Genomic DNA, 24,402 nt, shown 5'->3' with positions numbered 1-24,402 from the left:
TGAGCGCCTACTTCTTTTTATAGCGATTAATTTGTCGTTTGATCGGTTCGCGGAACACGGTTGCAACGAGCGTCAGAACGACTAAGACGACGAGGGCGAGGATGATCATCTTAAAGTCTCCACTCGCGATACTGCTGCCGAGGAAGTTGTTGGCGAACGCTCCTGGAATCATCCCGACCGTGGTCGCGAAGATATAACCTGGGAGGCGCACTTTCGCGAGTCCTGAGGCGTAACTGACCAAGTCAAAGTTGACGAGCGGAATCAAGCGTAAAATCAATACATAGAAGAACCCGTCCTCTTCAATCTTATGCTGCACCTTCTCATAGCTGCTCGTCTCGAAATGATGGAGAAAGCGGTCACCAAAGCGAATCGCGATATAGTAGGCGACGAGCGCACTGAGCGTGGCCCCGATGACCGTATAGACGACACCGGGCAACGTCCCGAACGCCAACCCACCGGCGACGGACAAGACGGACGTCGGAAATAAAATCAACGGACGAACGGTGAACAATAAAATATATACGAGCGGGGCGAGCCAACCGAATTGAACGATATAATCTCGAATCTCACTCGGACGCAAGTCGATCCACTGATAAAGGAACGTCACAGTACCGAATACGAGCAAGACGACGGCAATGATCCATTGGGTTTTCCATTTATCCATCGGTCGCCCTCCTCTCTTTCTTTCATCATATCGCCTCGTCTCAAAAAAGTAACGCCTTCCTTTTTTTAGGAATCACATTATGGTACGGTTAGAAAAAGCAGAAGGAGGAATCCCTATGTATTTGGCAGACGCCATTAAACTGAAACAACTGCTGCTGAAGCAGATTGATAAGTTGCTCGAAGAAGTCGAACGCGTCGCGTTCATCGAACTCGAGAAAGATGAACCGCTCCCGACGATTCAGTCCCGGTCGCTCGAGGATATCGAAGTCGAGCTCGAGTCGATTCGTTGTGACATGCGCCGCCTCGATCGTCTCGTCTGTGAGGCGAACTTGCGTACCGTCGTCGAGACGAATGACGGACCGCTCCCGCTCGTCGAAGCGATGGAGTTCGCCATTCAATTGCGGGCTCAGGCTCGGATGTATCAGGATTTGGCCGAACGTCCGAAGCGCGAATTCCGAACCGGTTACGGAGAAGGGACGAGCATCATCAAACACGCTCTCTATGACCCTGAGCTGTATCGGTTGAAAGCCCGTGACGTCGAGAAGCGGGCCAACCGCATCGCCAGCGCCATCGAGACGGCCAACCATCGGACCGAGATCGACTTTGATGCAAGCCGCTATATGTAAGAAAAACGCGTCGGGAACGTTCCCGACGCGTTTTACATGTGGTGATTATGATGCGTGCTCGAACTACGTCGCGGAGCCGGCTCGTCGGCGAACTTCTCCCCATCCAAAATACCGAGCCGTTTATATTGGCGGTCAATCCGCTCTTTCGTCTCGTCGTGTACGTGCGGCGACTCCATGACCAAATGGTAACTGCCGAGCGCGACCCGGAACGGCTCCATCTGTGTCCGCTCGACCGGGAACGACGTCACGTCTCGCAAGTAGTCAGCTAGACGGTTCGCCGACTCGTCACTCGGATGGTCGGCCAAGTCTGACGCGAACTGTTGCATGTCTTTCAAGAGACTATTCGTCTTCACTTGATTACGGATGCCTGCCATCACGGCGAACACAATCAATCCGATGATACTAATGATTACAATCGGGAAGATACCGAACATCCCTTCGAAAAACGAATCCCCCATCCCCGTCGAATCGATGTATACTTCTTCTCCAAATGCAAACGCATGGACCATGATGTATCCCCCTTTTTTTCTATAATACGGATGCGGCCCCATTTGGTTTCATGCCCACAAAAAAACCGTGGCATAAGCCACGGCTTCAGCTGTCAGTTCAATTGTTTCTCCATCATGATGCGAGGCTCGTTATCCTCTGTATACGCCCCCATGATGTCGTAGCCACACAACAGGTTCAAGATGATGACCCCTTTGTTCGTGTTACGGGCTTTCGTTCGAATCGAATGGAACCCTTGCGCTTTCACCCACTCGAGTTGCGTGTCCATCAGCTTGCGGCCGATGCCATGCTTTTGAAACTCAGGGTGGACGCCGCCGGCCCAGCTATAGAAGCGATATGGCTCGGCCTCGTAACCGATTTTGAACCCGACGAGACGCTCGTCTGAAAACGCGAGCAACACGAGCGGGTTCGCATGGCGATACAGCCGTTCTTTAAAACGAAGTTGATCGATGTCCCCGTAAAGCGTGCGGTACAGGTTAAAGAATTCCTCTTCATAGTCTTTGAAATTCGTCGTCACATCTTTCACGATAAATGAACTGGTCGTACTCATCTTTCCATCCCCTTTCCGAATATGGACAAGTTGTTCGTACGCCTGTACCTTTCGCCGTTTACTCCGTTTTTCCTGTCTCGCGCGCAAAAGCGGTCAAACCTTTTTGCTTATACACGCCGAGCGACCGCTTCGGAAGGCTCTTCACCATCCAATTTTTTAAGATGCGTTGCTTGTCTTTCGCCTTCAGTCCATAGCCGTCCGTCACGACATGACGCGCCCGCGTCGTCACATCGTACAACGAGATGGCAGCAGCGACCGAGATATTCAAGCTTTGAACGTATCCTTGCATCGGAATCAAGTAATTGCCGTCCGCCTTGGCGAGCGCTCGTTCCGATACGCCGTGATGTTCGTTCCCGAACAAGAGCACGGTCGGTTTTGACACGTCGATATCCTCGAGCGGGACCGCCTCTTCACTGAGTGCCGTCGCGAGCACTTGATAACCATCCGCCTTCAACCGATCAATCGCATCCTCGATCGAAGGATGTTCGACCACGTCGACCCAACGATCGGCGCTTTTGGCGATAATCGAATTCGGCTTGAACTTGGCCCGGCCCTCGACGACGTGCAACGTCTGGACACCGAACGCGTCCGCCGAACGGAGCACGGCCGACTGATTGTGCGGATCATCGACCCCTTCTGTCAAAATCGTGATATGGTTCGTCCGTAACTCCAACACTTCTTGCATCCGTTTGACCCGGTCTGGCATCAACATGCTATATAGCAGTCGGTCTTCTTCTAATAACAGGCCCGACTGCAACAACTCCTCAAGCATGGCCGTCTGCTCTTCTTTTGATAATGCCGATGTCGTCTGTCTCCATCCCATCGTTCTCGCCCCTTTCAACCTCTAGTATTGTAGCGAGATTCGTTCCGACTGACAAGCTAATGGAGGAACGAGTCAAATTGGGTTCGATTATGAAAATCTATGAAAATCAGGAAAACGGTTGCACAAAGTTATGCAATCGATTACAATCATCTATGCAAGCGATTGCATTGACAGTCGCCATAGACAGATAAAAAGTTCCGTATAGGAAGGAAGCGTATCACATGAAACAACTTATCTCGTTCGACTTTTGGCAGAAACTCGGCAAGGCCTTAATGGTCGTCATCGCCGTCATGCCGGCCGCAGGTCTCATGATCTCGATCGGTAAATTGATTGGTATGTCAGCCGGAGACGTCAGCATCTTGCTCACGACGGCCCGCATCATTGAAGACCTCGGTTGGGGAATCATCGTCAACTTACATATCTTGTTCGCAGTCGCCATCGGTGGCTCATGGGCGAAAGATAAAGCCGGCGGTGCCTTCGCTGCACTGATTGCCTTTATCTTGATCAACCGTGTCACAGGCGCCATCTTTGCCGTTAACGGAGCGATGCTCCAAGACCCAGAAGCGACAGTCCAGTCTCTCTTCGGGGCTGACCTTGTCGTCGCCGACTACTTCACATCTGTACTCGGTTCACCAGCACTCAATATGGGTGTGTTCGTCGGGATCATCGCCGGTTTCCTTGGTGGAGCCCTTTATAACAAGTTCTATAACTTCAACAAATTGCCGAACGCACTCTCGTTCTTCAACGGGAAGCGCTTCGTGCCCTTCGTCGTCATCCTCGGTTCGGTCGTTGCCGCCATCGCGTTGTCAATCATTTGGCCGACGATTCAAGGCGCGCTCAACAGCTTCGGTGAATGGATCGCCACGTCACGCAACACGGCACCAGTCCTTGCGCCGTTCATCTACGGTGCGCTCGAGCGTCTCCTCTTGCCGTTCGGTCTTCACCACATGCTCACTGTGCCGATGAACTACACGGAGCTCGGTGGCACGTACACGATTTTGACAGGTGCGACAGCTGGTTCGGTCGTTGCGGGTCAAGATCCGCTCTGGTTGGCTTGGGTCACTGACCTCGTTAACCTTCGCGCCGCTGGTGATACAGCCGCTTACAACGCCTTGCTTGCTGACGTCGTACCGGCCCGCTTCAAAGTCGGTCAAGTCATCTTGTCATTCGCTGCCTTGATCGGTGCTGCTTACGCGATGTACCGCAACGTCGACGAAGACAAGAAAGCACAATACAAACCGATGTTCTTGTCGGCTGGTCTCGCCGTCTTCTTGACGGGTGTCACAGAACCAATCGAATTCATGTTCATGTTCGTCGCTCCAGTCCTTTACGTCGTCTACGCGCTCATGGCCGGTGCCGCCTTCGCTTTAGCAGATGTCATCGACCTTCGTGTCCACGCGTTCGGTGCGATTGAATTGCTCACACGCATCCCGATGATTGTCAAAGCGGGACTCTTGCAAGACTTGATTAACTTCTTCCTCGTCTCGGCTGCCTTCTTCTTCTTGAACTTCGGTGTGTTCAACTTCTTCATCAAGAAGATGAACCTTCCGACGCCAGGTCGTAACGGGAACTATATGGAAGAAGTGACAGAGAAATCGAACGTGACAGGCAACGAACAGGTCATGGGGATTATCGCTTTACTCGGTGGGGAAGAGAACATCGAGGACGTCGATGCCTGCATGACGCGTCTCCGTGTCACAGTCAAAGACATGTCGCTTGTTTCAGAAGAGAGCGAATGGAAAAAGAACGGCGCCATGGGTCTTATCTTGAAAGACCGCGGTGTTCAAGCAATCTACGGCCCGAAAGCCGACGTATTGAAGTCTGATATTCAAGACGTCATCGGTGCATAATTAACAGGCCAGCTCGCTCGAGTTGGCCTGTTTTTTCTAAAGGAGGACTATCGTGAATATTTTAACGCTGAACTGTCACGCCTGGTTAGAGGACCGTCAACAAGAGAAAATCGACTCGATCGTCGAACGGATCGCGAGCGAGGAATATGACATCATCGCACTCCAAGAAGTGAATCAACATAAAGAGGCCCCACTCATCGACGGCTTGATTCGAGAGAACAACTTCGCCTATGTGCTCGTCGAGCGTTTGAAAGAGCAAGGCGTCGATTACTACATGACGTGGGACTTCGCCCATTATGGATACGACATCTACGAGGAGGGCGTCGCGATTTTATCGCGCACTCCGTTCGTGTCGACCGAATCGTTCTTCGTCTCCCAGACGATCGACCCGAACGATTACAAATCTCGGAAAATCGTCAAGGCGGTCGTGGACGGCATGGACGCGCCGACGGCGATTTACTCCTGTCACCTCGGTTGGTGGCATGATGCCGATGAACCGGTGCGCCATCAGCTCGATGAACTGTTGCGCCGCGTCGAGGACGACGACCGCGCCTTGTTGCTCGGTGACTTCAATAACGACGCCTTCATCCGTGGCGAAGGGTACGATTACTTGATTGAGCACGGTCTCCAGGATTTGTTCCATTTGGCGACCGAGCGTGAAGGCGATGCGACCGTCCAAGGCAAGATTGCCGGCTGGGACGAGAACAAGCAGGCGCTTCGCATCGACTTGATGCTGACGAACGCCCCAATCCACGTCTCACGCCATGCCGTCGTCTTTGACGGCGAGAACGGTCCGATTGTCTCGGATCATGCCGGTGTCGAAGCAACGGCATTTTGGCGGTAAATGGCACCCTTTTCTTTTCCTCACGGAAGGGAAAAGGGTTTTGCTTTGCGTGGAAATCCTGTATGGTTGAAAACGACTGAAGTCTAACAACCTTGAACGAAAGAAGTGATTTTATTTTGACGACTACCCCATCGCTCAGTCGGACCGACTGGACGCTTATCTTATCGCTCGCCTTGCTCACGTTCGTGCTGGGGACGAGTGAATTTGTCATCGTCGGGATTTTACCCGATATCGCCGATGGCCTATCGATTTCGATTGCCACGGCCGGAACGCTCGTCTCGGCGTTCGCGATCACCTTCGCTATTGGAACACCACTAACGATGTCGTTCACAAGCCATTTGCCGAAACGAAAACTGATGCTCACACTCACCGCTGCGTTCATCGTCTTCAATTTGTTTAGTAGCCTCGCTCCAACGTACGGGATATTGCTCGTCCTCCGGATGATGACCGCCGTCGTGACGGGTGTGCTCATCTCGCTCGCCATGCTCGTCGCCAGTGAATCGGTGCCGACCGGGAAGCGCGGGATTGCCGTCTCGTTCATTTTCGGTGGCTTTACGATGGCGAACGTATTCGGTGTTCCGCTCGGCACGTTCATCGGCCAACGGACCGGATGGGAGACGACGTTCCTGTTGACGACCACCTTGGGTGTCATCGCGTTCTTCGCCGTCTACCGCGTCGTACCAAGTCAATTAACGAGCGTTAAAACGTCGATTGCCGATCAATTGCGCCTCTTGACGAACCCGCGGATTTTAATCGCATTCTTCATCCCGGCGTTCGGCTTCGGCGCGACGTACGTCGTCTATACGTATCTCGTCCCGATTTTGAAAGGTGTACTCGGCGTCCCGGTCGCCTGGATTAGCCCAATCCTGTTTGCTTACGGGTTCATCTCCATCTTCAGCAATATGGCGGCCGGGAAAATCGCCAGCCATAATCCGATTGGACGTCTCCGGTTCGTCTTTCTCATCCAAGCGCTCGTCTTGGCGGCCTTGTATGTGACGACGTCGAACGTGACTCTCGGTCTAATCAATATCGCGCTCATGTCGTTCATGGCGATTCTACTGACGACATCGACGCAAATCTACTTGATCGACTTGGCCGAGAAGTTCAATCCGGACGCTAAAGGACTGGCGTCATCGCTCATGCCGGTCGCAAGTAATGTCGGCATCGGGATGGGTTCGGCGCTCGGTGGTCTTGTCTATGCCAACGCACCCGTGATGACGCTCGCCCTCGTCGCCGGCGCCGTCGCGCTCGTGACAGCCTTACTGACCGCGGTCAGTCATCAGCTCGACCAACGTTAAAACAGCGTGCCCCATGATGTGGGCACGCTGTTTTTTAGAGCCACTCGATAATTTGGTCAATCGTCTCGTCGAGTTGCTCTTTGGCGCTGAGCGGGCTATCGTTATCTCCGTCCTGTGGGCCATACATCCCGAAGTTGGCGTGATTGCCGTCTTTGATTTGATGGAAGACGACTTCATCCGGGACGTTGTCACGGCTCGCCTCGATATCAGCCGGTGTGGCCAGACCGTCAATCTCCCCGGAGACGGACAAAACACGCAGATTGCTATCCGCCATCGTACTGATCGGATACGAGGCAAGGAAGATCACCCCCTCGACTTGCTCCTCGTGTTCGAGCGCAAAACCGGACGCCGCCGAACCGCCGAGTGAATGACCGCCGACGACCCAACGTTCGATGTCTGGATGGGCGGCGATAATCGTCTCCGCAGCATCAATATCTGCTATCCCGAGATTTAAGCGCAACGATGGGATGGCGACGAAGACACCTTCTTCTGCCAGTCTGGTGCCATAGTAAGCGTACGCCTCTTTCTCGACTTTCGCTCCAGGATACAGGATGAAACCAACCTCGCTGTCCGTCTGCCCGAACTCGAGACGATTGTCCACTTCCCTCGCCTCAGCCACGTAACCGCGCGCTTCTTCCGTCGGTCCGTACGTCAGTTGTGTCCACACGAGGAAGCCGATGATGGCGACCAAGATGACTCCTAATAGACCAAGGCCAATCCACTTCAGTTTTTTCTTCATTATATACCTCCATTTGCATCCACTTCCCCGTCACGGTACACTAGTATTAAAAAAGGGAAATACCAGGGGGACACCATGACCAAAAGTTCTGTAACCACGACGATTCAGTGGTTTATTTTTATTTTAGCTACAAACATTGTACCACCGCTCTCGATCGCTGCCTTATTTGAACTGTCGCCAGGCGAGACGATGACGTTCATCTCACGTTCACTGTTCGTCTTCGCACTCTTCAGCATCATCCAGACGCTTCTCGGCCACCGCCTGCCAATCTTAGAAGGACCAGCCGGGATTTGGTGGGGCGTGTTCACACTCTATGCCTCCATCGGTCCAGCACTTTATGGGAGCGGACAAGAGACGCTCCAAGCGCTCGGTTTCATGTTGTTCTTAAGTGGTGTGCTCGGTGTCGTCATGACTGTCACCGGCCTGTTGCGACGGATGCTGTCGTTGTTCACCCCACAAGTGCTCGGGGTCTATATGATTCTGCTCGTCCTGCAACTGTCGGGTGCCGTCATCAAAGGCGGCTTTGGCGTGACCGAGGACGGCATTAACATCGTTCAAGCCGTCGCGACGGCCGGTCTCGTGTTGTTCGCGCTCACACTCGAGCGTAGCCGGTTCAAACAGTATGGACTCGTCATGACGCTCATCGCCGGATTTTGGTTGTTCAACTTGCTCGGACTCGGCAACCCGATTGTCCGTTCCGAGTCATTCTTCCTTGTTCCTGAACTGTTCCCGTTCGGAACGTGGGTGTGGGATTGGAACTTGCTTCCGACTGCGTTCGTCATCACGCTCCTTCTCATGACGAACGTCCTTGCCAATATCAAATTGATTGAACGCATCGTCAGCTCGCGTGAGAAGCGTCAAATCGAAGGCAACGTCCCGGCATCTGGTGTCGTCAGTGGGATCAGTCAAATGGTGGCGGGCATGTTTGGGACACCGGGACCGGTCGCCATCTCTGGAACGGCTGGTTTCTTATCCTCGACGGAGAGCGTTCATCGCTCACCACATCTCGTGGCCCATGCTGTGATGATGTTGCTCGCCCTCATCGGTCCGTTCGTCTCGCTCATCGCGAGCATCCCGGCCGCCGTCGGATACGCCATCGTCACCCCGCTCATCGCGACGATGATTATCATCGGGATTAACGAGGCAGCGTTCGAATTGAACCAAAAGACGGCGTCACTCACTGTCGGTCTTCCACTTGTGATTGGGGCCGGCGCGATGTTGCTCCCACCTGGGGCGATGAACGATTTGCCGCCGCTCTTGGCGACCGTGTTCTCGAACGGACTCGTCCTCGGAACAATCGTCGCCTTGACGACAGCCATCCTCAGCCGTATCAAAGACTAAAAAAACTGACCTCGCGTGAGGTCAGTTTTTTTCGGTTACGTGCATATGGAACGCAGCGTCGTGCGGCAAGACGGCACCGTCTTCGGCCTCGAAGTGTGCGCGGTCCTTGACGTAGGCGGCAATCGAGATCGTGTCGCGGTGAAGCGCCCGTTTGAACGCTTGCTCGGCCGTCACCGGTGTCCCATCGTCATTTTTCAACTCGAGACCCATCAGCTTATACCCGAGCGTCTGTCCGCCACGGCGCATCTGACATGCCTCGAGCGCGTAGGCGATGAGTGTCGGCGTGATGACGGTATGGACGAACTCGCTCTTCACTTTCTTGCGGATGAGCTGCTCGACACCAAAACTTAGCAATCCGGCAATGACACCGTCAATCAAGACGGCTTTGGTCCGTTTCTTCGTTAATGGGTTCATTGGCTCATCCTCTGCATCATGCCAGACGTCAATACTTCGATGCCTTGTCCTTCTTCCGCGGCCATAATCAACGCGCGCGCCACATGGAGCGCTTGAATCGGTGCAGCATCTGGTAATTTATCGAGCAATAACGGTTGGAGCGGACGGCTGACGACCTCGGCTGCTTTCTCGCCGAGACGGAACTCCTCGCGATCTCCGAGCAAGAGCGACGGACGGGCGATAATCAAGTGTTCGAAGCCAAACACTTTGAGCCCGTTCTCGAGCTCCCCTTTCACGCGGTTGTAGAAGAAAGGTGACCGAAGTGACGCGCCTTGCGCCGAGACGACGGCGTAACGTGTCGCCCCGTGTCGTTTCGCGACACGTGCCACTTCAAGCGGCAAGTCGAGATCGACATGTTTGAACGCCTGACGTGAACCGGCGACGGCAATCGTCGTCCCAAGTGCGCAGTAGACATCATCAATGTGCGGCAACGCCTCGTCCATTCCTTCGAACCCGACGACTTCATGCAGTTTCGGATGACTCCATCGTTTCGAGCGGCGGACGATTATCCAGACTTGATCATACCGTTCTTGTTCGAGCAACTGTTCGACGAGTTCGCGTCCAATCAATCCGGTAGCGCCAACGACAAGTGCAGTTTTCCCCATGCTTGTTCCCCCTAGTTACGTAGTTCCTTTCAGTCTAGCTGACTTGCCGGTTATCGGCAACGACCTCGGCCGGACGGAACCGGTCGACGAGTCGGAAGAACCCGTTCAATAACAAGGCAGTGAACGATCCGGCGACGATGGCACTGTCCGTGAACAACTGCACCGCTTCCGGCATATTTGCGACGATGGCCGGGTTGGCCGTGATGCCAAGCCCGACACCGATCGACAAGGCGATTGTAATCAAGTTCTCATTTTTCGCAAAATCAACTTGGCTCAAAATCCGAATCCCTGACGCGGCGACCGTGCCGAACATGACGAGCATCGCCCCACCGAGAACCGGTTTCGGAATCAATGTCGTGAACGTCGCGACTTTCGGCAAGAAGCCCAGTAAAATCAACAGACCGCTCGTCCAGAAGATGACGCGACGCGATTTGACGCCTGACAATTGGACGAGTCCAACGTTTTGACTGAACGTCGTGTACGGGAAGCTGTTGAAAATCCCTCCGAGAATCGTTGCCACACCCTCGGCCCGATATCCTTTCGTCAACTCGTTCGAGCCAATCGGTTTTTTCGTGATATCGCTCAGTGCCAAGAAGACACCCGTCGATTCAATCATCGAGATGATGGCCACGAGCGTCATGACGAGGATGGCCGAGACATCAAACGTCGGCATCCCGAAGTAGAACGGTTGTACCATTTGGAACCAACCGGCCTCACGGACCGGGCTGAAATCGACGAGACCGAGGAATGCGGCGACACCTGTGCCGATCAAGACCGCAAACAAGACGGCGGCCGCCCGTGTGAACACGGTACCGATTCGGTTCAAGACGAGAATCAAGCCGATGGTCAAGCCACCGAGCGCCAAGTTTTGCATCGAAGCGAAGCCAGGCTCACCCGGCATCCCGCCGCCGATGTCATTGATGGCGACCGGGATGAGCGAGAGACCGATAATCGTCACGACTGAGCCGAGCACGACCGGCGGGAAGAAGCGGGCCAGTTTTCCGACAAAACCTGAAATTAAGATGACGATGATCCCGCTCGCGATGAGCGCCCCATAGATGGCGGTGATGCCGCTTGAGCTACCGATGGCAATCATCGGACCGACCGCGGTGAACGTACAACCGAGCACGACCGGCAGACCAACGCCGGTAAAACAAGTCGTCCATACTTGTAACAGCGTCGCGACACCACACATGAACAAATCGATTGCGACGAGATACGCGAGTTCCGTCGGACCGAGTCCGATGGCGCCACCGACGATGAGCGGGACAATGGCCGCGCCCGTGTACATGGCGAGTAAGTGTTGGAAACCAAGGCTGGCTGTTTTAAACGTATTCATCGGACCACCTCCACGAAGGAAATCTCACCCGCTTCAAGCTTTGCGATCCGGGCGAGTGACTCGACTTGATAGCCTCGTTCGAGCAACTTGTCCCGTCCCGGTTGGAACGACTTCTCGATGACGATGCCGACACCGGCGACGACCGCCCCGGCGGATTCGACGAGTTGCGTCAAACCGAGAGCGGCTTCCCCGTTGGCAAGGAAGTCATCGATGACGAGCACGCGCTCCCCGGGTTGGACGAAGCGTCGGCTCAAACTGATGCGGTTCGTCTCTTGTTTCGTGAACGAATAGACGTCCGCTTCAACGAGATCGTCTTGGAGCGTGAGTGATTTACGTTTACGTGCGAAAACGAACGGGATGTTCATCTCAAGCGCCGTCATCATGGCCGGAGCGATTCCACTCGATTCCAATGTGACGATGCGGTCAATTCCCGCGTCACGGAACCGGTCTGCGAACTCGCGTCCGATGGCTTGCATTAAGACAGGATCGACTTGATGGTTCAAGAAGGCATCGACTTTCAATACGTGTTCGGACAACGCTTGTCCTTCATCTCTGATTTTGTCTTCTAATTGCTTCATTGTTTTCCCTCCAATAAAAAAATGCGATTCGTCACCCCAACCCGGGGACGACGAACCGCATGGAAACAAAACGAATGCACACGACAAGCGTCACCCGTAGTCGAACCATTTACGGTGGTTCGGTAGAGACTTGCGGGCCATATTCCCGCTGATATACGAGTGCGAATCTTTTATTTATATAAGATAGGACTTATTCTAGACGATATTTAATAAATTGCAACCCGTTTTGGAAAAGACGGCTAAAAGTTCGATTTTTCTGAAACTGCTGTATACTAAAGATACTGGAAAAACGAGAGGAGCCACATCCATTATGAAGCTATTCGTTTTAGGTGCCACCGGCCGGACCGGTCATCAGTTTGTCGACCAGGCCATCGAGCATGGCCACCATGTGACCGCCTTCGTGCGGGAACAGAAAAAATTGATTCCGACCCCGCAACTTGAAATCATCGAAGGCGACGTCACAGACAGCGCCGCTTTGACAGATGCCCTCGCTGGTCATGACGCCGTCATCAGCTGTCTCGGGACCGACTTGAGCGATTCGGACTTCTTGGCCCGCGTCACCGACGCACTCGTCCCGGCGCTGAAAGCAAATGACGTCACTCGGGTCGTCTATCTCGCCTCAGCCGGAATCGACAAAGAGATTCCCGGAATCGCTGGTACGGTCGTGACGTTCATGCTCCGGAAGCCGCTCCGTGATCACCGGGCCGCGGTCGATTTGTGGCGCAACTCGTCGTTCGATTACACGATCGTGCGGCCGATGCAACTGACGGACGGTCCCCGGACCTCGGTGTATCGAACGTCTATCGACAGCATTCCAGACAACGGAAAACAGATTTCACGGGCCGATGTCGCCCAGTTCATGCTGAACGCCGTTGAAGACCAACTCTTCGTCCGCCAATCAGTCGGGCTGGCGTACTAATTTTTTTGAATCCATGCTACAATATCGGATAGTCAACTTTGAAGGGAACGAATAAGAAATATGAGTATATTAACAGTACAAAACTTGAGCCACGGTTTCGGTGACCGCGCCATTTTGAACGACGTGTCTTTCCGTCTATTGAAAGGCGAACACATCGGCCTCATCGGAGCGAACGGTGAAGGAAAATCAACGTTCATGAACATCATCACACGTAAGCTCCAACCAGACGAAGGCAAAATCGAGTGGGCGAAAAACGTCCGTGTCGGTTACCTCGACCAGCACGCTGTCCTCGAGCGTGGGATGACGATTCGGGACGTGTTAAAGAGCGCATTCCAATACTTGATTGACACCGAAACACGAATCGGTGAGCTCTACATGGAAATGGGCGATGCGACGCCTGAACAGATGGACGACATGCTCGCCGAAGTCGGCGAACTGCAGGAAATGCTCGATTCGAACGACTTCTATATCATCGACGCGAAAGTCGAAGAAGTCGCACGCGGTCTCGGTATTTTAGATGTCGGACTCGACCGTGACGTCACGGACCTCTCAGGTGGTCAGCGGACGAAAGTATTGCTCGCGAAATTGCTTCTTGAGAAGCCGGACATCCTTCTCCTCGATGAGCCGACCAACTATTTGGACGAGGCCCACATCGAGTGGTTGAAGCGTTATCTCCAGAACTACGACAACGCCTTCATCTTGATTTCGCACGATATCCCGTTCTTAAACAGCGTCATCAACTTGGTCTACCATATGGAGAATCAAGACTTGTCACGCTATGTCGGGGACTACGACAAGTTCATGGAAGTGTACGAGATGAAACGCTCGCAGCTTGAATCGGCTTATAAACGCCAGCAGGCAGAAATCGCCGACTTGAAAGACTTCGTCGCCCGCAACAAGGCACGCGTCTCGACACGGAACATGGCGATGTCGCGCCAGAAGAAACTCGATAAGATGGACGTCATCGAATTGAGTGCGGAACGTCCAAAACCAGAGTTCCGGTTCTTGCAGGCACGCACGTCAGGTCGTCTCATCTTTGACGCCAAAAATCTCGTCATCGGTTATGACGAGCCGCTCTCACGCCCGCTCGACCTCCAAATGGAGCGCGGTCAGAAGATCGCCCTCGTCGGTGCGAACGGGATCGGGAAAACGACGCTGTTGAAGAGTCTTCTCGGCATGATCAACCCGCTTGAAGGAACCGTCGAACGCGGTGAGTTCTTGGAGATCGGGTACTTCGAACAAGAAGCGGCCGTCAGCAACAACACATGTATCGAAGAGATTTGGAGCGAGTTCCCATCACTCAACCAGCAACAAGTCCGTGCCATGCTCGCGAAATGCGGTCTCATGACGAAGCATATCGAGAGTAAAATCGCGGTCCTCAGTGGTGGAGAGAAGGCGAAAGTCCGTCTCTGTAAGCTCCAAAACAACGAATCGAACTTGCTCCTCCTCGATGAGCCGACGAATCACTTGGACGTCGACGCGAAGGAAGAGTTGAAGCGCGCGTTGAAAGAATATAAAGGCAGTATCCTACTCATCAGTCACGAACCGGAGTTCTATCAAGACATCGTCACCGACGTCTGGAACTGTGAATCGTGGACGACAAAAGTATTCTAATCCGTGTAGAGGAAGTGGCGTATGGCTGGCCCGATTCAAGTAAACGAACGCATCGTTCTGTATGATATCATTCGAGGGTTTGCCCTATGCGGCATCTTCCTCGTCAACATCCCAAGCATGCTCGGGAGCGACTGGATTTTCGGTAATCCGATGTATGAGGGAAGCGACCTCTTCGTCCGGACGCTGTTCGATTTGTTCATCCAGACGAAGTTTTACACGATTTTCTCGCTCTTATTCGGAATCGGCTTCTCGATTTTCCTCGAGCGCTCGTATGCGCGCGGGGATTCGGTCGGCCGTTATATCCGCCGCATCGTCATCTTGTTTCTATTCGGACTCGCTCACCTGGCCATTTGGTCGGGTGACATCTTACATACGTATGCGATGTGGGGCTTGTTGCTCCCGTTGTTTTATGGATTAAGCAACCGGGCGATTTTAACGTGGGCATGGGGTTTGTTGATCACAAGCTTTGTATTGTTTTATGGCTCATCAATCTATCTGGAATGGGCATTAGGGTATACGTCTATTGCAGGACCATTCCCGACTGCATTCAATTCCGGATTCGGACCTTGGTTCGACTATCGCTTGGAAACTGAAATCTTCGATATGTTCGTCAACTCGTTGTTCGCCGGTTTTGAAATCTTCAGCCTGTTCTTGTTCGGACTTTATATCGGACGGGAACGGAAACTCCTCACGTGGAGCATCCGAGGATTGACACGGACGGCCATCATCTGTACGATAGCAGCCCTACCGTTCTTCGCAGTCATTATTTGGCATCACTACGGAGGCGGCGCGGCATACGGTTCGACAAACTCAGCCGCCGTCCTCATCTCGGGCAAACTGCTTGCGACTGTGTACGTCTGTCTGTTCACGATCGCCGTTCGCAACGGACGTGCATTCCGTCCGCTGCAGGCGCTCGGCCGTATGGCGCTGACGAACTATTTGACGCACACGCTCGTCGTCGTCCTGCCGGTCATCGCTCTCGGCTACTACGGTCGCCTGTCGTTGACGGAAGGATTGTTCTTAAGTATCGCGATTTTGATTGCCCAGGCGTTCTTCTCGATGTGGTGGCTCAAATCGCATCGATACGGCCCGTTCGAGAAACTATGGCGCATTGGAACGTATGGTACACAGGCTAAATAATCATCAGACCGGACTTTCTTGTCCGGTCTTTTTTTATGCAGGTAGGAAATCCCAGAAACTCATGCTATCCTAATTGAGGAAAACGCTTGCATAAACAAGGAGGAACGTATGTCACAGTTAGCCATCGAGGTGAAAGGCCTCGTCAAACAATACAAAATCATGGAACGCGATGCCGGGCTAAAAGGCGCAATCAAGGCGCTCTTCACGCGGAAATATCGCATCAAAGAGGCCGTCAAAGGCATCGACCTCTCGATTGCGCCTGGTGAACGCGTCGGCTATATCGGCTTCAACGGCGCCGGTAAATCGACGACGATTAAAATGTTAGCGGGTGTATTGCGGCCTGATGCCGGCTCGGTCCACGTCTATGGAATCGACCCGCATGAAGAACGGGTCAAAAACGCTCGGCAAATCGGGGCCGTGTTCGGTCAGCGGACGCAGCTGTTCTGGGACATCCCGGTCCGCGAATCCTTCGACTTGCTTTGCGAGATTTATGAAGTACCGCGTGACGAATTTCAAGAGACGGTCGCCTGGTTCATCGAACGGTTGCAACTTGAACCATTGCTCGACGTCCCGGTCCGCCAGTTATCGCTCGGACAAAAGATGCGCTGCGAGCTCGCCGCCGCCTTCTTACATCGCCCGCGCGTCGTCTATTTGGACGAACTGACAATCGGTCTCGATATCGACATCAAAGAGACGATTCGGGCGTTCATCCGTGAGATTAGCGATGCTTGGGGAACGACCGTCATCTTAACGACGCATGACATGCAAGACATCGAGGAAGTGTGTGACCGGGTCATCGTGCTCGATGAGGGGCGAATCATCTATGACGACCGCATCGAGACCCTCAAGCAGACGTTCAATAACGAGCGTACGCTCGAAATCACACTCGACGAAGGAAGCACGTTCGAGTTGCCTCCGGCTGTGACAGGAAGCGTCATGCGACTCGAGACAGAGGATGAGACGATTCAGCTCGCCTTCAACCACCACGAGATCTCGAGCGGACAACTGATTCGTGAAATCGTCAACTGCAATCAAGTGAAAGACCTGTCCGTCGTCGTGCCGAAAATGGAGGCGCTCATCCGGAACTTGTATAAGACCGGGGTGAGCGCATGAGACTACGAAAATATATCGCGCTCGCCGTATCACAAATCAAAGTCGACATGGCGTATGCCGCTTGGTATTGGGCCAGTATGTTCTCAGTGACGATGCGCTTGTTCATCCTTTATTTCTTTTGGCAGGCCGTCTATGAGAATAAGACAGACGTCTCGGGGATTGCGCTCTCGACGATGTTGACGTATGCCATCCTCGCGACGATGCTAGACCAATTTCGCGGCAGTGCCGGCCGTGAGCTCGCCCATCTGATTAAACATGGTGGTGTCGCCATCGAGTTGTTGCGTCCGTATCACTTGCTCGATAAATTGCTCGCCCAAGACCTCGGTGCCAAGACATCGACGTTCTTTCGGGCGACGTTGCCGCTCCTCGTCATCGCGATGGTGTTCATCGGTGTCGATTCGCCGACATCGATGGAGGCCGCGTCCGCTTTCGCCGTCAGTGTCGTGCTCGCCGTCCTGCTCGCGACGTTAATCGATCTGCTTGTCGGGGTGTTATCATTTTACACGGTCAACGTTTGGGGGCTGTCCGTCCTACAGGAAGCCGTCATCACTATCATGTCGGGCGCACTCGTGCCGTTGACGCTCTTCCCGGACTGGTTTCAAACGGTCAGCCTCTACTTGCCGTTCGCATCGCTCGTCTATGTCCCGGTCGCCATCTATACGGGTGAAATCGCTGCATCCGGCATTTGGCCATCCATCCTCATCCAACTCGGATGGGTCGCGGCGTTCTTCATCTTCGTGCGTCTGTTGTTCGCCTATGCGGTTCGGAAAGTGACGGTGTTCGGAGGATGAAACGATACGCAAAACTATATTGGTTATATGCCAAAAATCATTTCAAAGTGATGATGGAATATCGGATGGACTTCTTGATTGGGGTCTTGTCCGTCTTTGGTCAACAGTTCGCCGCCCTCTTCTTTTTATCGATCGTGTTTCGTCATATCGAGTCACTGAATGGCTGGGGCTTTTATGAAATCTTATTCATCTACGGCATCGCCTTTCTAGGCCGGGCCATCCACCACATCTTCTTCGATAACTTATGGACGATTGGCTGGCAGTACATTCGGACGGGAAACTTGGACCGGATTCTCATGCGCCCGGTCAATCCGCTCTTTCAAATCATCGCCGAGCGTGTGCAACAAGACGGCTTTGGTCAGCTGTTGATTGGCGGAAGCGTCCTCTGGCTCGCCTCGAACGAGCTCGGCATGGTGTGGAATGTCATTGATTATCTCGTTTTGCTTGTCATGGTGCTCGCGAGCGGCATGATTTATATCGCCGTCAATCTGTTCTTCGCGACGTTCTCGTTTTGGATGATTGACAGTTTGCCTGTCGTCTTCGCTGTCTTCAGCTTGAGTGATTTCGCCCGCTATCCCATGACGATTTACTCGAAAGTCATCATGTTCGTGTTGACGTATGTGATTCCGTTTGGATTCACCGCGTTCTATCCGGCCATGTACTTTTTCGAGGGTCGCGGCTTCACACTGTTCGCACTGGCAACACCGTTCGTGGCTGCGTTCAGTCTCATCCTCGCCTATCGATTTTGGCTGTTCGGGCTTCGGTCGTTCGCCAGTACAGGGTCATAACTCCATGGAGAAAGGAATCATGACATGAACATCACGAAACAGTGGAATCAGGAAGATAGTGAATGGATTCGGCAGCGATTAATCGAATACAATTCAGCTCAACTTCCCGAAGAAATCAAACACCCCGTCCAACAAGTCAGCTTCATTATGAGAAATGAGGATGAAGACATCGTCGGTGGTGTGACGGGAACCATCTTTTGGCAGACGCTGCACGTCAACTTTTTATGGCTCGATGCGAGCGTTCGCGGGTTAGGATACGGAAAACAATTGATGCGTGACATCGAACAATTGGCCATCGACCAAGCCTGCAGACTGATTCAACTCGATACGTTCAGTTTTCAGGCACCGAAATTTTACATCGCCCTCGGCTATGAGGTCGTCGGTGTGATTCACGGCCATCCGACACCGGAGCACCAGCAGTATTACTTGAAAAAATCGCTAACTGTCTAATCGATTATCAAAAAAAGGCTCGGAGCAGATTGATCTGCTTCGAGCCTTTCTCGTTTCTTAGTTCGTCGCCGCTGCTGTGAGCACCGGTACGATTTGCTTTTTACGTGAGACGACACCAGGGAGTGTCGCAAGACCATCGACCAATTTGACGTTGAACGCCTGCTCGAATAGATCCGTCTTCTTACCGACAACGAGTGCTTCTGAATCGTTCGTCAAGATGTTCGTGATGGCGAAGACAAACAAATCGAGTTCTTTGTCTAACATCTTCACGGCCATTGCCGCTTCGACTTCAGCTTTACGGCTCAACACATCGTTCGCGTCGACCGTGTTCACTTGAGCAATCTCAATGCGGTAGTCACCCATCGCAAACTCTTTCGCGTCGAGCGAGATGAGTTCTGGGATCGTTTTTTGGCTAAGGTCAGCTCCAGCTTTCAACATCTCAAGACCGTATGTCTCGATGTCTGTACCTGAGATAGCTGCGAGTTCTTTTGCCGCTTTGATATCCTCGTCCGTGCATGTCGGTGACTTGAACAAGAGCGAGTCCGAGATGATCGCCGATAGCATCAATCCTGCCATGTCAGGCGCGATTTCGACACCGTGCTCTTTATAGAGTTTGAGCAAAATCGTCGCCGTGCATCCGACCGGCTCTGCCCGATAGTAGAGGGCATCTGCTGTTTGGAAGTTGGCGATACGGTGGTGATCGACGACTTCAAGGATGCGCACGTCTGCGATGTCTTCCGCACTTTGTTGGAACTCATTATGGTCGACCAAGATGACCGAGTTCACTTCGTCTGAGACGCGTTCCACGAGGCGTGGTGCCTTGACACGGAAGTGGTCGAGCGCATATTGCGTCTCCCCGTTCACTTCACCGAGACGGATTGCCTCAGCGTCCATCCCTAACTTTTTCTTGAGCTCCGCGTAAGCGAGCGCCGAACAAATCGTATCTGTGTCTGGATTTTTATGTCCAAAGACTAGTACTGTACTCATCATACATTCTCCTCACTATGATAGTTTTCCCTTATCCATTATAACGTCTATACTCATTCTTTCAATTCCCAAACAAAAAGAGCCACTAGGGCTCTTTACGCTTGTTCGTCTTCGTCCGTCTCTTCGAGGTCCGAATGATCCCCTTTTGAATCTTCTTCGTGCGAAATATCCGGTTGGTCTCGTTTCAACTTCTCTTGTTCTTCTTGTTCACGCTTTTTATCTTGTTCTGACATCTGTCTCATCCTTTCGGTTTTGTCATGTCGTAGACTGTTCCCCGAGCTGGATGGCTTCAAACGGATGTATTCTTACTGTTAACAAACTGTGATGTCACGCTTGAACGAAGACGACCTCGTCGCCACGGATCTCGACGTTAACGTCTTGTCCTTGGAACAACCATTCATCCTGTTCAGCCACGACGAAGCGAATCCCGTCCGCTTCCGTTTCGACCGCCGCGTTGTCGATATCTTCTGTGATGACCCCCACTGAGAAACCGTGCGTCAAATCGGTCGAACCCCCATATTTAGCGAATAAACGCACCGTCTGGCCTGCCTCGACCTCCATCTCATCTTTAAAAAATTGGAGTGCTTCTTCTGTCACGTTAATCTTCATCTGTCATCCTCCTCTCGACTTCTGTCTCCATTCTAATCGTTTCAGAAAAGACGAGCGAGGAAGTTGCCTAGAGTGTCGTCCCCGGCAAATACGTGACCGTTAAACTGTTTGTGACCGAAGCTGCACCGTTCATTTCCTCGAACGTCACGTCGAACAACGTCCGGCCGATGTCTTCATTTGGCGAGTGCATCGTCGACAGACCGAATGCCTGACCGATCGGATGACCATCGAAGCCCAGGATGGCGATTTCATCGGGGATGCTGACACCGCGACGGCGTAATTCCCCTAAAAAACCGAGCGCCACATAATCCGACGAGAAAAAGAGCGCTCGAGGACGCTCTTGTTGACGCAGAAACGAATCGGCCAGTCCGATTCCGTCCTCGCTCGTCAAGTAACCGGTCCAGACCCACCGCTCACGCGCAAGTTCGACTTCATCGAAGTACGCTTGCTGACGCGCGATCGAGCTTGGACTATCTTGTCTTGACAACACGATGCCGATTTCGGCATATCCCGCTTGCGCCAACACGCGCAACCCGGCGACGAACGCGGTGTAATGATCGACGTGGACCGAAGAAATCGTCTGCGGCGCTCCGACGGTCGCGACCGCGATCGGACCAAACTGTCGATACGTTTCCATCTCATCGAATGTCATCGTATGGGATAACAGAATCGCCCCATCGACTTCACGGTGCTTCAATAGATCAAGCGCTTGCCGCTCTTGGTCGAGTTGATATTCTGTCTGCCACATGACGAGTCGATAATCTCTTTGGAGGGCAGCTTTCGCGAGCCCGTTGACGAACAGTCCATAATACGGATGATCCAAATACGGCAACACGACGACGAAACGCTGTGTGCGACCGGTCGATAACGTCAGCGCCTGCTGATTCCGTAAATAGCCAAGTTCGGCCATCGCCCGTCGCACCCGTTCCCGCTTCTCTTTCGACACGTACGGATGCTCATTGAGCACGCGCGATACCGTCGTCACGGATACGTCCGCATATTTTGCGATATCTCGAATGTTCGCCATCCTGTCTCACCTCAATTTGTCAGTCTTTGCATATAGTGTACCCACTCTGACTCCTGACTGTCACCTTTCGCAATCACTTGTTTCCGGATGGCTTGGACGAGACGAAACCGTTCTTCGACGGGTAGATGAAGAAACTCGTCTTGGAAACGGGCGCACAACATTCTTCCGAGCGGCGTATACAACTGATTGATGACGAGTTCGTAGACGATCCCACTACACCATGTCTTCCACGTTGTCGGATTCATGAGTTTTCCCTCCTTTGACTTAACCGTACAGTCTGAAACGCGTTTCAGAGCAAGTACTATTTTTATTTTGTCTATTTCCGAACATTCAGCGCTTACATGAGAATATTTTAGGTATTTTCACTCAAAATCATTGACGACAGCCAGCTCATTTTGTATAGTCATCAAGTTGATAACGTTAATTCGAAGATTAACGAACATTATTGTTCGGAAATTACTAATGATAGGGAGTTTTATTCATGAACTTTTTTCAATTGAAACAACATGAGACGAACGTTAAACAAGAAGTGATGGCCGGCATCACAACGTTCGTGACGATGGCATACATCTCCGTCGTTAACCCTGCGATTCTGTCAGATGCCGGCATCCCGTTCGCACAAGCGTTCACGGCGACCATCATCGCCATCTTGATTGGTACCGGACTCATGGCGTTCTACGCCAACCTCCCAATCGCCGTTGCACCAGGGATGGGACTGAACGCATTCTTCGCGTATACACTCGTCGCCCAGCAACAGATTGCTCCGTCAGCCGCGCTCGGCGTCGTGTTCGTCTCGTCGGTCTTCTTCTTGATTTTGTCGCTGTCACCGATTCGGACGAAACTGATTCAAGCGATCCCGGCGTCGCTCAAGCATGCCATCACGACCGGTATCGGTTTGTTCATTGCCTCGCTCGGATTGAAGTTGTCAGGTCTCATCGTTGCGGATGAGGCGAACCTTGTCCGGCTCGGGGACTTGTCATCGCCGAGTGTCTTGCTCGTCCTCGGTGGCTTGATTGTCTCGGCGCTCTTGTTCTCTCGGAACGTCCCAGGCTCGCTCCTCATCGGGATGGTACTTACCGGAATCGCCGCCTATTTCATGGGTCTCTTGAAGATTGAAGGCGTGACGGCGATGCCGACATTGCCGGAAGGACTGATGGTCAATCCGCTCACGGCGTTCTCAGACGTCATCCAATACGGCTTGTTCGGTGCCGTCTTGTCATTCTTCCTCGTCACGTTATTCGATACGACGGGAACACTCGTCGGTGTCGGAAAACAGGCCAACCTGTTGAAAGAGGATGGGACGATTGAGAACGGTCACCGCGCTTTGTTCGCCGACTCGCTCGCGACAATGGGTGGCTCGCTCGTCGGGACGAGCCCGTCGACGGCCTACATTGAATCAGCTGCCGGTGTCGCCCAAGGCGGACGGACCGGTCTCACGACAGCGGTCGTAGCCGGTTTGTTCGGACTGACGTTGTTCTTCAGCCCGCTCATCGGTGCCATCTCTGGTGTCGCCGCCATCACGGCGCCGGCGCTCATCATCGTCGGAGCACTCATGTTGACGAACGTCCGCTATATCGACTGGACGGACTTCAGCGAATACTTCCCGGCGTTCATGACGATTCTCATCATGCCGCTCTCAGGCAGTATCGAACGCGGGATCGCCTTCGGATTCATCCTGTACCCAATCTTTAAAGCGATGAACAAAGAGACGGTCCACCCGCTCATCTACTTGTTCGGCGCGCTATTCATCTTGGAAATGTTTTTCTTATAAGTTAGATTCGAACCCTCGTCGACCGACGAGGGTTTTTCTGTTATTCAGCACGGGAACACTGTCGTATATCAGTTCCATCCTGAATCTTGATTCATTATCATTTAGTTCTCAATTAGGTAGGATTTTACATTTATTTGAGAGATTCGTCCCATTTTTCTGTTTTGTGGCTATTTGTTATGGAATAATAACTGTGAAACCGTTTACGAATAAAACTATGAACAGGAAAGAAGGAATGGACATGCCTAAAGTGGCACTGTTCGTCACTTGTCTCTCTGATACGTTGTTCCCATCGGTAGGACAAGCGACGGTCGAACTATTAGAACATCTAGGTTGTGACGTCAGTTTCCCGTTTGAGCAGACGTGTTGCGGTCAGCCCGCCTATAACAGCGGCTACCATGAAGAGACGAAGAAGATTGCGAAGCATATGATTGAGACGTTCGAGAAGGCCGATGCCGATTATATCGTCGGCCCGTCCGGTTCATGTGTCATGATGATGCGCGACTATCCGCACTTGTTCAAAGATGACCTGGCTTGGAAGATGCGGGCCGAGGCCCATGCGGCGAAGACGTTCGAATTGACGCAGTTCATCGTCGACGTGCTCGAAGTGACGGACGTCGGGGCCAAGTTCTCCGCCAAGGCGACGTACCACGCCTCGTGCCACATGACGCGCCTGCTCGGCATCGAGGCGGCACCGGGGCAGTTGCTCAAAAATGTCGACGGCTTGACGATGCTCCCGCTCGACAATGTCCACAACTGTTGCGGCTTCGGGGGGACATTCTCCGTCAAGATGCCAGACGTCTCGGTGCAGATGGTCGATGAGAAAGTTGAATCGATCTTGAACTCGGGGGCCGAGGTGCTCATCGGGGCGGACGCCTCGTGTTTGATGAATATCGGGGGACGCCTGCATAAACAAGGTCATCCGATCAAAGTGATGCATATCGCGGAAGTGTTGAACGAAGGGGTGAAACAAGCATGAG

Annotated in this window: 28 protein-coding genes and 1 riboswitch; of the genes, 14 read left to right on the top strand and 14 right to left on the bottom strand. The window is 52.8% G+C overall.

The genetic code is table 11. The features are described 5' to 3' along the window. Window positions 1-7: 7 nt before the first annotated feature. A complete protein-coding gene (locus M467_RS30840; protein ID WP_021068098.1) occupies window positions 8-664 on the bottom strand; it encodes a TVP38/TMEM64 family protein in 657 nt (218 codons plus the stop codon). A gap of 115 nt (window positions 665-779) precedes the next feature. Here M467_RS30840 and M467_RS30835 point away from each other — a divergent pair, with 115 nt between their 5' ends. Continuing rightward, complete coding sequence (locus M467_RS30835; protein ID WP_021068097.1) at window positions 780-1,289, top strand: hypothetical protein; 510 nt, start codon at window positions 780-782, stop codon at window positions 1,287-1,289. A 32-nt stretch (window positions 1,290-1,321) separates the two neighbouring features. Here M467_RS30835 and M467_RS30830 read toward each other — a convergent pair whose 3' ends face one another. The 3 genes from M467_RS30830 to M467_RS30820 all read right to left on the bottom strand — a co-directional run bounded on the left by M467_RS30830 (window position 1,322) and on the right by M467_RS30820 (window position 3,169). Continuing rightward, window positions 1,322-1,798, bottom strand: a complete 477-nt coding sequence (locus M467_RS30830; RefSeq protein WP_021068096.1) for a hypothetical protein — start codon at window positions 1,796-1,798, stop codon at window positions 1,322-1,324. Window positions 1,799-1,890: 92 nt separating this feature from the next. Continuing rightward, window positions 1,891-2,346 (bottom strand): GNAT family N-acetyltransferase, encoded by a 456-nt coding sequence (locus M467_RS30825; RefSeq protein WP_021068095.1) that lies wholly within the window; start codon window positions 2,344-2,346, stop codon window positions 1,891-1,893. A 58-nt stretch (window positions 2,347-2,404) separates the two neighbouring features. Continuing rightward, the gene (locus M467_RS30820; RefSeq protein WP_021068094.1) at window positions 2,405-3,169 is read right to left on the bottom strand and encodes a TrmH family RNA methyltransferase; all 765 of its coding nucleotides are present in this window, start codon (window positions 3,167-3,169) and stop codon (window positions 2,405-2,407) included. A 221-nt stretch (window positions 3,170-3,390) separates the two neighbouring features. Between M467_RS30820 and M467_RS30815 the strand changes: the two genes are divergently transcribed. The 3 genes from M467_RS30815 to M467_RS30805 all read left to right on the top strand — a co-directional run bounded on the left by M467_RS30815 (window position 3,391) and on the right by M467_RS30805 (window position 7,161). Next, window positions 3,391-5,019, top strand: coding sequence for a PTS transporter subunit IIBC (locus M467_RS30815; RefSeq protein WP_021068093.1), 1,629 nt, complete (start codon window positions 3,391-3,393; stop codon window positions 5,017-5,019). A 52-nt stretch (window positions 5,020-5,071) separates the two neighbouring features. Further along, window positions 5,072-5,863 (top strand): endonuclease/exonuclease/phosphatase family protein, encoded by a 792-nt coding sequence (locus tag M467_RS30810; RefSeq protein WP_021068092.1) that lies wholly within the window; start codon window positions 5,072-5,074, stop codon window positions 5,861-5,863. 116 nt (window positions 5,864-5,979) lie between these two features. After that, window positions 5,980-7,161 (top strand): MFS transporter, encoded by a 1,182-nt coding sequence (locus tag M467_RS30805; protein ID WP_021068091.1) that lies wholly within the window; start codon window positions 5,980-5,982, stop codon window positions 7,159-7,161. A 34-nt stretch (window positions 7,162-7,195) separates the two neighbouring features. On the opposite strand, the gene M467_RS30800 is transcribed toward M467_RS30805, so the two are convergent. Then, the gene (locus M467_RS30800) at window positions 7,196-7,900 is read right to left on the bottom strand and encodes an alpha/beta family hydrolase (RefSeq protein WP_021068090.1); all 705 of its coding nucleotides are present in this window, start codon (window positions 7,898-7,900) and stop codon (window positions 7,196-7,198) included. A gap of 75 nt (window positions 7,901-7,975) precedes the next feature. On the opposite strand from M467_RS30800, the gene M467_RS30795 reads away from it, so the two are divergent. Next, window positions 7,976-9,241, top strand: coding sequence for a purine/pyrimidine permease (locus M467_RS30795; RefSeq protein WP_021068089.1), 1,266 nt, complete (start codon window positions 7,976-7,978; stop codon window positions 9,239-9,241). A gap of 21 nt (window positions 9,242-9,262) precedes the next feature. On the opposite strand, the gene M467_RS30790 is transcribed toward M467_RS30795, so the two are convergent. Genes M467_RS30790 through M467_RS30775 form a run of 4 tightly spaced genes read right to left on the bottom strand, consistent with a single transcriptional unit; the run spans window position 9,263 to window position 12,216 of the window. Beyond that, the gene (locus M467_RS30790; RefSeq protein WP_021068088.1) at window positions 9,263-9,655 is read right to left on the bottom strand and encodes an RDD family protein; all 393 of its coding nucleotides are present in this window, start codon (window positions 9,653-9,655) and stop codon (window positions 9,263-9,265) included. Continuing rightward, window positions 9,652-10,299: an NAD(P)H-binding protein gene (locus M467_RS30785; protein WP_021068087.1), complete on the bottom strand. Its 648-nt coding sequence runs from the start codon at window positions 10,297-10,299 to the stop codon at window positions 9,652-9,654. Before M467_RS30785 ends, M467_RS30790 begins: the two co-directional genes overlap by 4 nt. A 34-nt stretch (window positions 10,300-10,333) precedes the next feature. Continuing rightward, window positions 10,334-11,638 carry a nucleobase:cation symporter-2 family protein gene (locus M467_RS30780; RefSeq protein WP_021068086.1) on the bottom strand — a complete coding sequence of 435 codons (1,305 nt, stop codon included), beginning with the start codon at window positions 11,636-11,638 and terminating at the stop codon, window positions 10,334-10,336. Then, window positions 11,635-12,216 (bottom strand): xanthine phosphoribosyltransferase, encoded by a 582-nt coding sequence (locus M467_RS30775; RefSeq protein ID WP_021068085.1) that lies wholly within the window; start codon window positions 12,214-12,216, stop codon window positions 11,635-11,637. Before M467_RS30775 ends, M467_RS30780 begins: the two co-directional genes overlap by 4 nt. A gap of 77 nt (window positions 12,217-12,293) precedes the next feature. Further along, window positions 12,294-12,395, bottom strand: a riboswitch (purine riboswitch). Window positions 12,396-12,526: 131 nt separating this feature from the next. Here M467_RS30775 and M467_RS30770 point away from each other — a divergent pair. The 7 genes from M467_RS30770 (at window position 12,527) to M467_RS30740 (ending at window position 19,031) form a co-directional block, all read left to right on the top strand. Next, complete coding sequence (locus M467_RS30770; RefSeq protein ID WP_021068084.1) at window positions 12,527-13,135, top strand: NAD(P)-dependent oxidoreductase; 609 nt, start codon at window positions 12,527-12,529, stop codon at window positions 13,133-13,135. A 60-nt stretch (window positions 13,136-13,195) separates the two neighbouring features. Next, entirely contained in the window at window positions 13,196-14,749 is a 1,554-nt protein-coding gene (locus M467_RS30765; protein WP_021068083.1) for an ABC-F family ATP-binding cassette domain-containing protein, read from the top strand. A gap of 21 nt (window positions 14,750-14,770) precedes the next feature. After that, window positions 14,771-15,889 carry a DUF418 domain-containing protein gene (locus tag M467_RS30760; RefSeq protein WP_021068082.1) on the top strand — a complete coding sequence of 373 codons (1,119 nt, stop codon included), beginning with the start codon at window positions 14,771-14,773 and terminating at the stop codon, window positions 15,887-15,889. 108 nt (window positions 15,890-15,997) lie between these two features. Next, window positions 15,998-17,002 carry an ABC transporter ATP-binding protein gene (locus tag M467_RS30755; RefSeq protein ID WP_021068081.1) on the top strand — a complete coding sequence of 335 codons (1,005 nt, stop codon included), beginning with the start codon at window positions 15,998-16,000 and terminating at the stop codon, window positions 17,000-17,002. Then, window positions 16,999-17,793, top strand: a complete 795-nt coding sequence (locus M467_RS30750; RefSeq protein WP_021068080.1) for an ABC transporter permease — start codon at window positions 16,999-17,001, stop codon at window positions 17,791-17,793. Before M467_RS30755 ends, M467_RS30750 begins: the two co-directional genes overlap by 4 nt. Beyond that, window positions 17,790-18,581 (top strand): ABC transporter permease, encoded by a 792-nt coding sequence (locus M467_RS30745; RefSeq protein WP_021068079.1) that lies wholly within the window; start codon window positions 17,790-17,792, stop codon window positions 18,579-18,581. Before M467_RS30750 ends, M467_RS30745 begins: the two co-directional genes overlap by 4 nt. A 24-nt stretch (window positions 18,582-18,605) precedes the next feature. Beyond that, window positions 18,606-19,031: a GNAT family N-acetyltransferase gene (locus M467_RS30740; protein ID WP_021068078.1), complete on the top strand. Its 426-nt coding sequence runs from the start codon at window positions 18,606-18,608 to the stop codon at window positions 19,029-19,031. 57 nt (window positions 19,032-19,088) lie between these two features. Here M467_RS30740 and M467_RS30735 read toward each other — a convergent pair whose 3' ends face one another. The 5 genes from M467_RS30735 to M467_RS30720 all read right to left on the bottom strand — a co-directional run bounded on the left by M467_RS30735 (window position 19,089) and on the right by M467_RS30720 (window position 21,899). Further along, entirely contained in the window at window positions 19,089-20,018 is a 930-nt protein-coding gene (locus M467_RS30735; RefSeq protein WP_021068077.1) for a manganese-dependent inorganic pyrophosphatase, read from the bottom strand. Between the two features lie 95 nt (window positions 20,019-20,113). Further along, on the bottom strand, window positions 20,114-20,251 hold the full coding sequence (locus tag M467_RS31825; RefSeq protein WP_021068076.1) for a hypothetical protein: 138 nt from the start codon (window positions 20,249-20,251) through the stop codon (window positions 20,114-20,116). 94 nt (window positions 20,252-20,345) lie between these two features. Further along, a complete protein-coding gene (locus tag M467_RS30730; RefSeq protein ID WP_021068075.1) occupies window positions 20,346-20,627 on the bottom strand; it encodes a HesB/YadR/YfhF family protein in 282 nt (93 codons plus the stop codon). Between the two features lie 67 nt (window positions 20,628-20,694). Continuing rightward, window positions 20,695-21,654, bottom strand: coding sequence for a LacI family DNA-binding transcriptional regulator (locus M467_RS30725; RefSeq protein WP_021068074.1), 960 nt, complete (start codon window positions 21,652-21,654; stop codon window positions 20,695-20,697). An 11-nt stretch (window positions 21,655-21,665) separates the two neighbouring features. Continuing rightward, complete coding sequence (locus M467_RS30720) at window positions 21,666-21,899, bottom strand: hypothetical protein (RefSeq protein WP_021068073.1); 234 nt, start codon at window positions 21,897-21,899, stop codon at window positions 21,666-21,668. Between the two features lie 236 nt (window positions 21,900-22,135). Here M467_RS30720 and M467_RS30715 point away from each other — a divergent pair, with 236 nt between their 5' ends. Both M467_RS30715 and M467_RS30710 read left to right on the top strand, forming a co-directional pair. Then, window positions 22,136-23,425, top strand: a complete 1,290-nt coding sequence (locus M467_RS30715) for an NCS2 family permease (RefSeq protein WP_021068072.1) — start codon at window positions 22,136-22,138, stop codon at window positions 23,423-23,425. Between the two features lie 238 nt (window positions 23,426-23,663). Continuing rightward, window positions 23,664-24,401 (top strand): (Fe-S)-binding protein, encoded by a 738-nt coding sequence (locus M467_RS30710; RefSeq protein ID WP_029596292.1) that lies wholly within the window; start codon window positions 23,664-23,666, stop codon window positions 24,399-24,401. Window position 24,402: the final 1 nt, after the last annotated feature.

This window comes from Exiguobacterium chiriqhucha RW-2, from assembly GCF_000416965.1.
In the GTDB taxonomy this organism is placed as follows: domain Bacteria; phylum Bacillota; class Bacilli; order Exiguobacteriales; family Exiguobacteriaceae; genus Exiguobacterium; species Exiguobacterium chiriqhucha.
This window is presented reverse-complemented; position numbering and strand designations above follow the sequence as displayed.

Excerpts from the sequence above, each read along its gene's own strand:
- M467_RS30840 (WP_021068098.1), bottom strand. The coding sequence starts at position 664 with ATGGATAAATGGAAAACCCAATGGATCATTGCCGTCGTCTTGCTCGTA.
- M467_RS30835 (WP_021068097.1), top strand. The coding sequence starts at position 780 with ATGTATTTGGCAGACGCCATTAAACTGAAACAACTGCTGCTGAAGCAG.
- M467_RS30830 (WP_021068096.1), bottom strand. The coding sequence starts at position 1,798 with ATGGTCCATGCGTTTGCATTTGGAGAAGAAGTATACATCGATTCGACG.
- M467_RS30825 (WP_021068095.1), bottom strand. The coding sequence starts at position 2,346 with ATGAGTACGACCAGTTCATTTATCGTGAAAGATGTGACGACGAATTTC.
- M467_RS30820 (WP_021068094.1), bottom strand. The coding sequence starts at position 3,169 with ATGGGATGGAGACAGACGACATCGGCATTATCAAAAGAAGAGCAGACG.
- M467_RS30815 (WP_021068093.1), top strand. The coding sequence starts at position 3,391 with ATGAAACAACTTATCTCGTTCGACTTTTGGCAGAAACTCGGCAAGGCC.
- M467_RS30800 (WP_021068090.1), bottom strand. The coding sequence starts at position 7,900 with ATGAAGAAAAAACTGAAGTGGATTGGCCTTGGTCTATTAGGAGTCATC.
- M467_RS30795 (WP_021068089.1), top strand. The coding sequence starts at position 7,976 with ATGACCAAAAGTTCTGTAACCACGACGATTCAGTGGTTTATTTTTATT.
- M467_RS30790 (WP_021068088.1), bottom strand. The coding sequence starts at position 9,655 with ATGAACCCATTAACGAAGAAACGGACCAAAGCCGTCTTGATTGACGGT.
- M467_RS30785 (WP_021068087.1), bottom strand. The coding sequence starts at position 10,299 with ATGGGGAAAACTGCACTTGTCGTTGGCGCTACCGGATTGATTGGACGC.
- M467_RS30780 (WP_021068086.1), bottom strand. The coding sequence starts at position 11,638 with ATGAATACGTTTAAAACAGCCAGCCTTGGTTTCCAACACTTACTCGCC.
- M467_RS30775 (WP_021068085.1), bottom strand. The coding sequence starts at position 12,216 with ATGAAGCAATTAGAAGACAAAATCAGAGATGAAGGACAAGCGTTGTCC.
- M467_RS30770 (WP_021068084.1), top strand. The coding sequence starts at position 12,527 with ATGAAGCTATTCGTTTTAGGTGCCACCGGCCGGACCGGTCATCAGTTT.
- M467_RS30765 (WP_021068083.1), top strand. The coding sequence starts at position 13,196 with ATGAGTATATTAACAGTACAAAACTTGAGCCACGGTTTCGGTGACCGC.
- M467_RS30760 (WP_021068082.1), top strand. The coding sequence starts at position 14,771 with ATGGCTGGCCCGATTCAAGTAAACGAACGCATCGTTCTGTATGATATC.
- M467_RS30755 (WP_021068081.1), top strand. The coding sequence starts at position 15,998 with ATGTCACAGTTAGCCATCGAGGTGAAAGGCCTCGTCAAACAATACAAA.
- M467_RS30750 (WP_021068080.1), top strand. The coding sequence starts at position 16,999 with ATGAGACTACGAAAATATATCGCGCTCGCCGTATCACAAATCAAAGTC.
- M467_RS30745 (WP_021068079.1), top strand. The coding sequence starts at position 17,790 with ATGAAACGATACGCAAAACTATATTGGTTATATGCCAAAAATCATTTC.
- M467_RS30740 (WP_021068078.1), top strand. The coding sequence starts at position 18,606 with ATGAACATCACGAAACAGTGGAATCAGGAAGATAGTGAATGGATTCGG.
- M467_RS30735 (WP_021068077.1), bottom strand. The coding sequence starts at position 20,018 with ATGAGTACAGTACTAGTCTTTGGACATAAAAATCCAGACACAGATACG.
- M467_RS31825 (WP_021068076.1), bottom strand. The coding sequence starts at position 20,251 with ATGTCAGAACAAGATAAAAAGCGTGAACAAGAAGAACAAGAGAAGTTG.
- M467_RS30730 (WP_021068075.1), bottom strand. The coding sequence starts at position 20,627 with ATGAAGATTAACGTGACAGAAGAAGCACTCCAATTTTTTAAAGATGAG.
- M467_RS30725 (WP_021068074.1), bottom strand. The coding sequence starts at position 21,654 with ATGGCGAACATTCGAGATATCGCAAAATATGCGGACGTATCCGTGACG.
- M467_RS30720 (WP_021068073.1), bottom strand. The coding sequence starts at position 21,899 with ATGAATCCGACAACGTGGAAGACATGGTGTAGTGGGATCGTCTACGAA.
- M467_RS30715 (WP_021068072.1), top strand. The coding sequence starts at position 22,136 with ATGAACTTTTTTCAATTGAAACAACATGAGACGAACGTTAAACAAGAA.
- M467_RS30710 (WP_029596292.1), top strand. The coding sequence starts at position 23,664 with ATGCCTAAAGTGGCACTGTTCGTCACTTGTCTCTCTGATACGTTGTTC.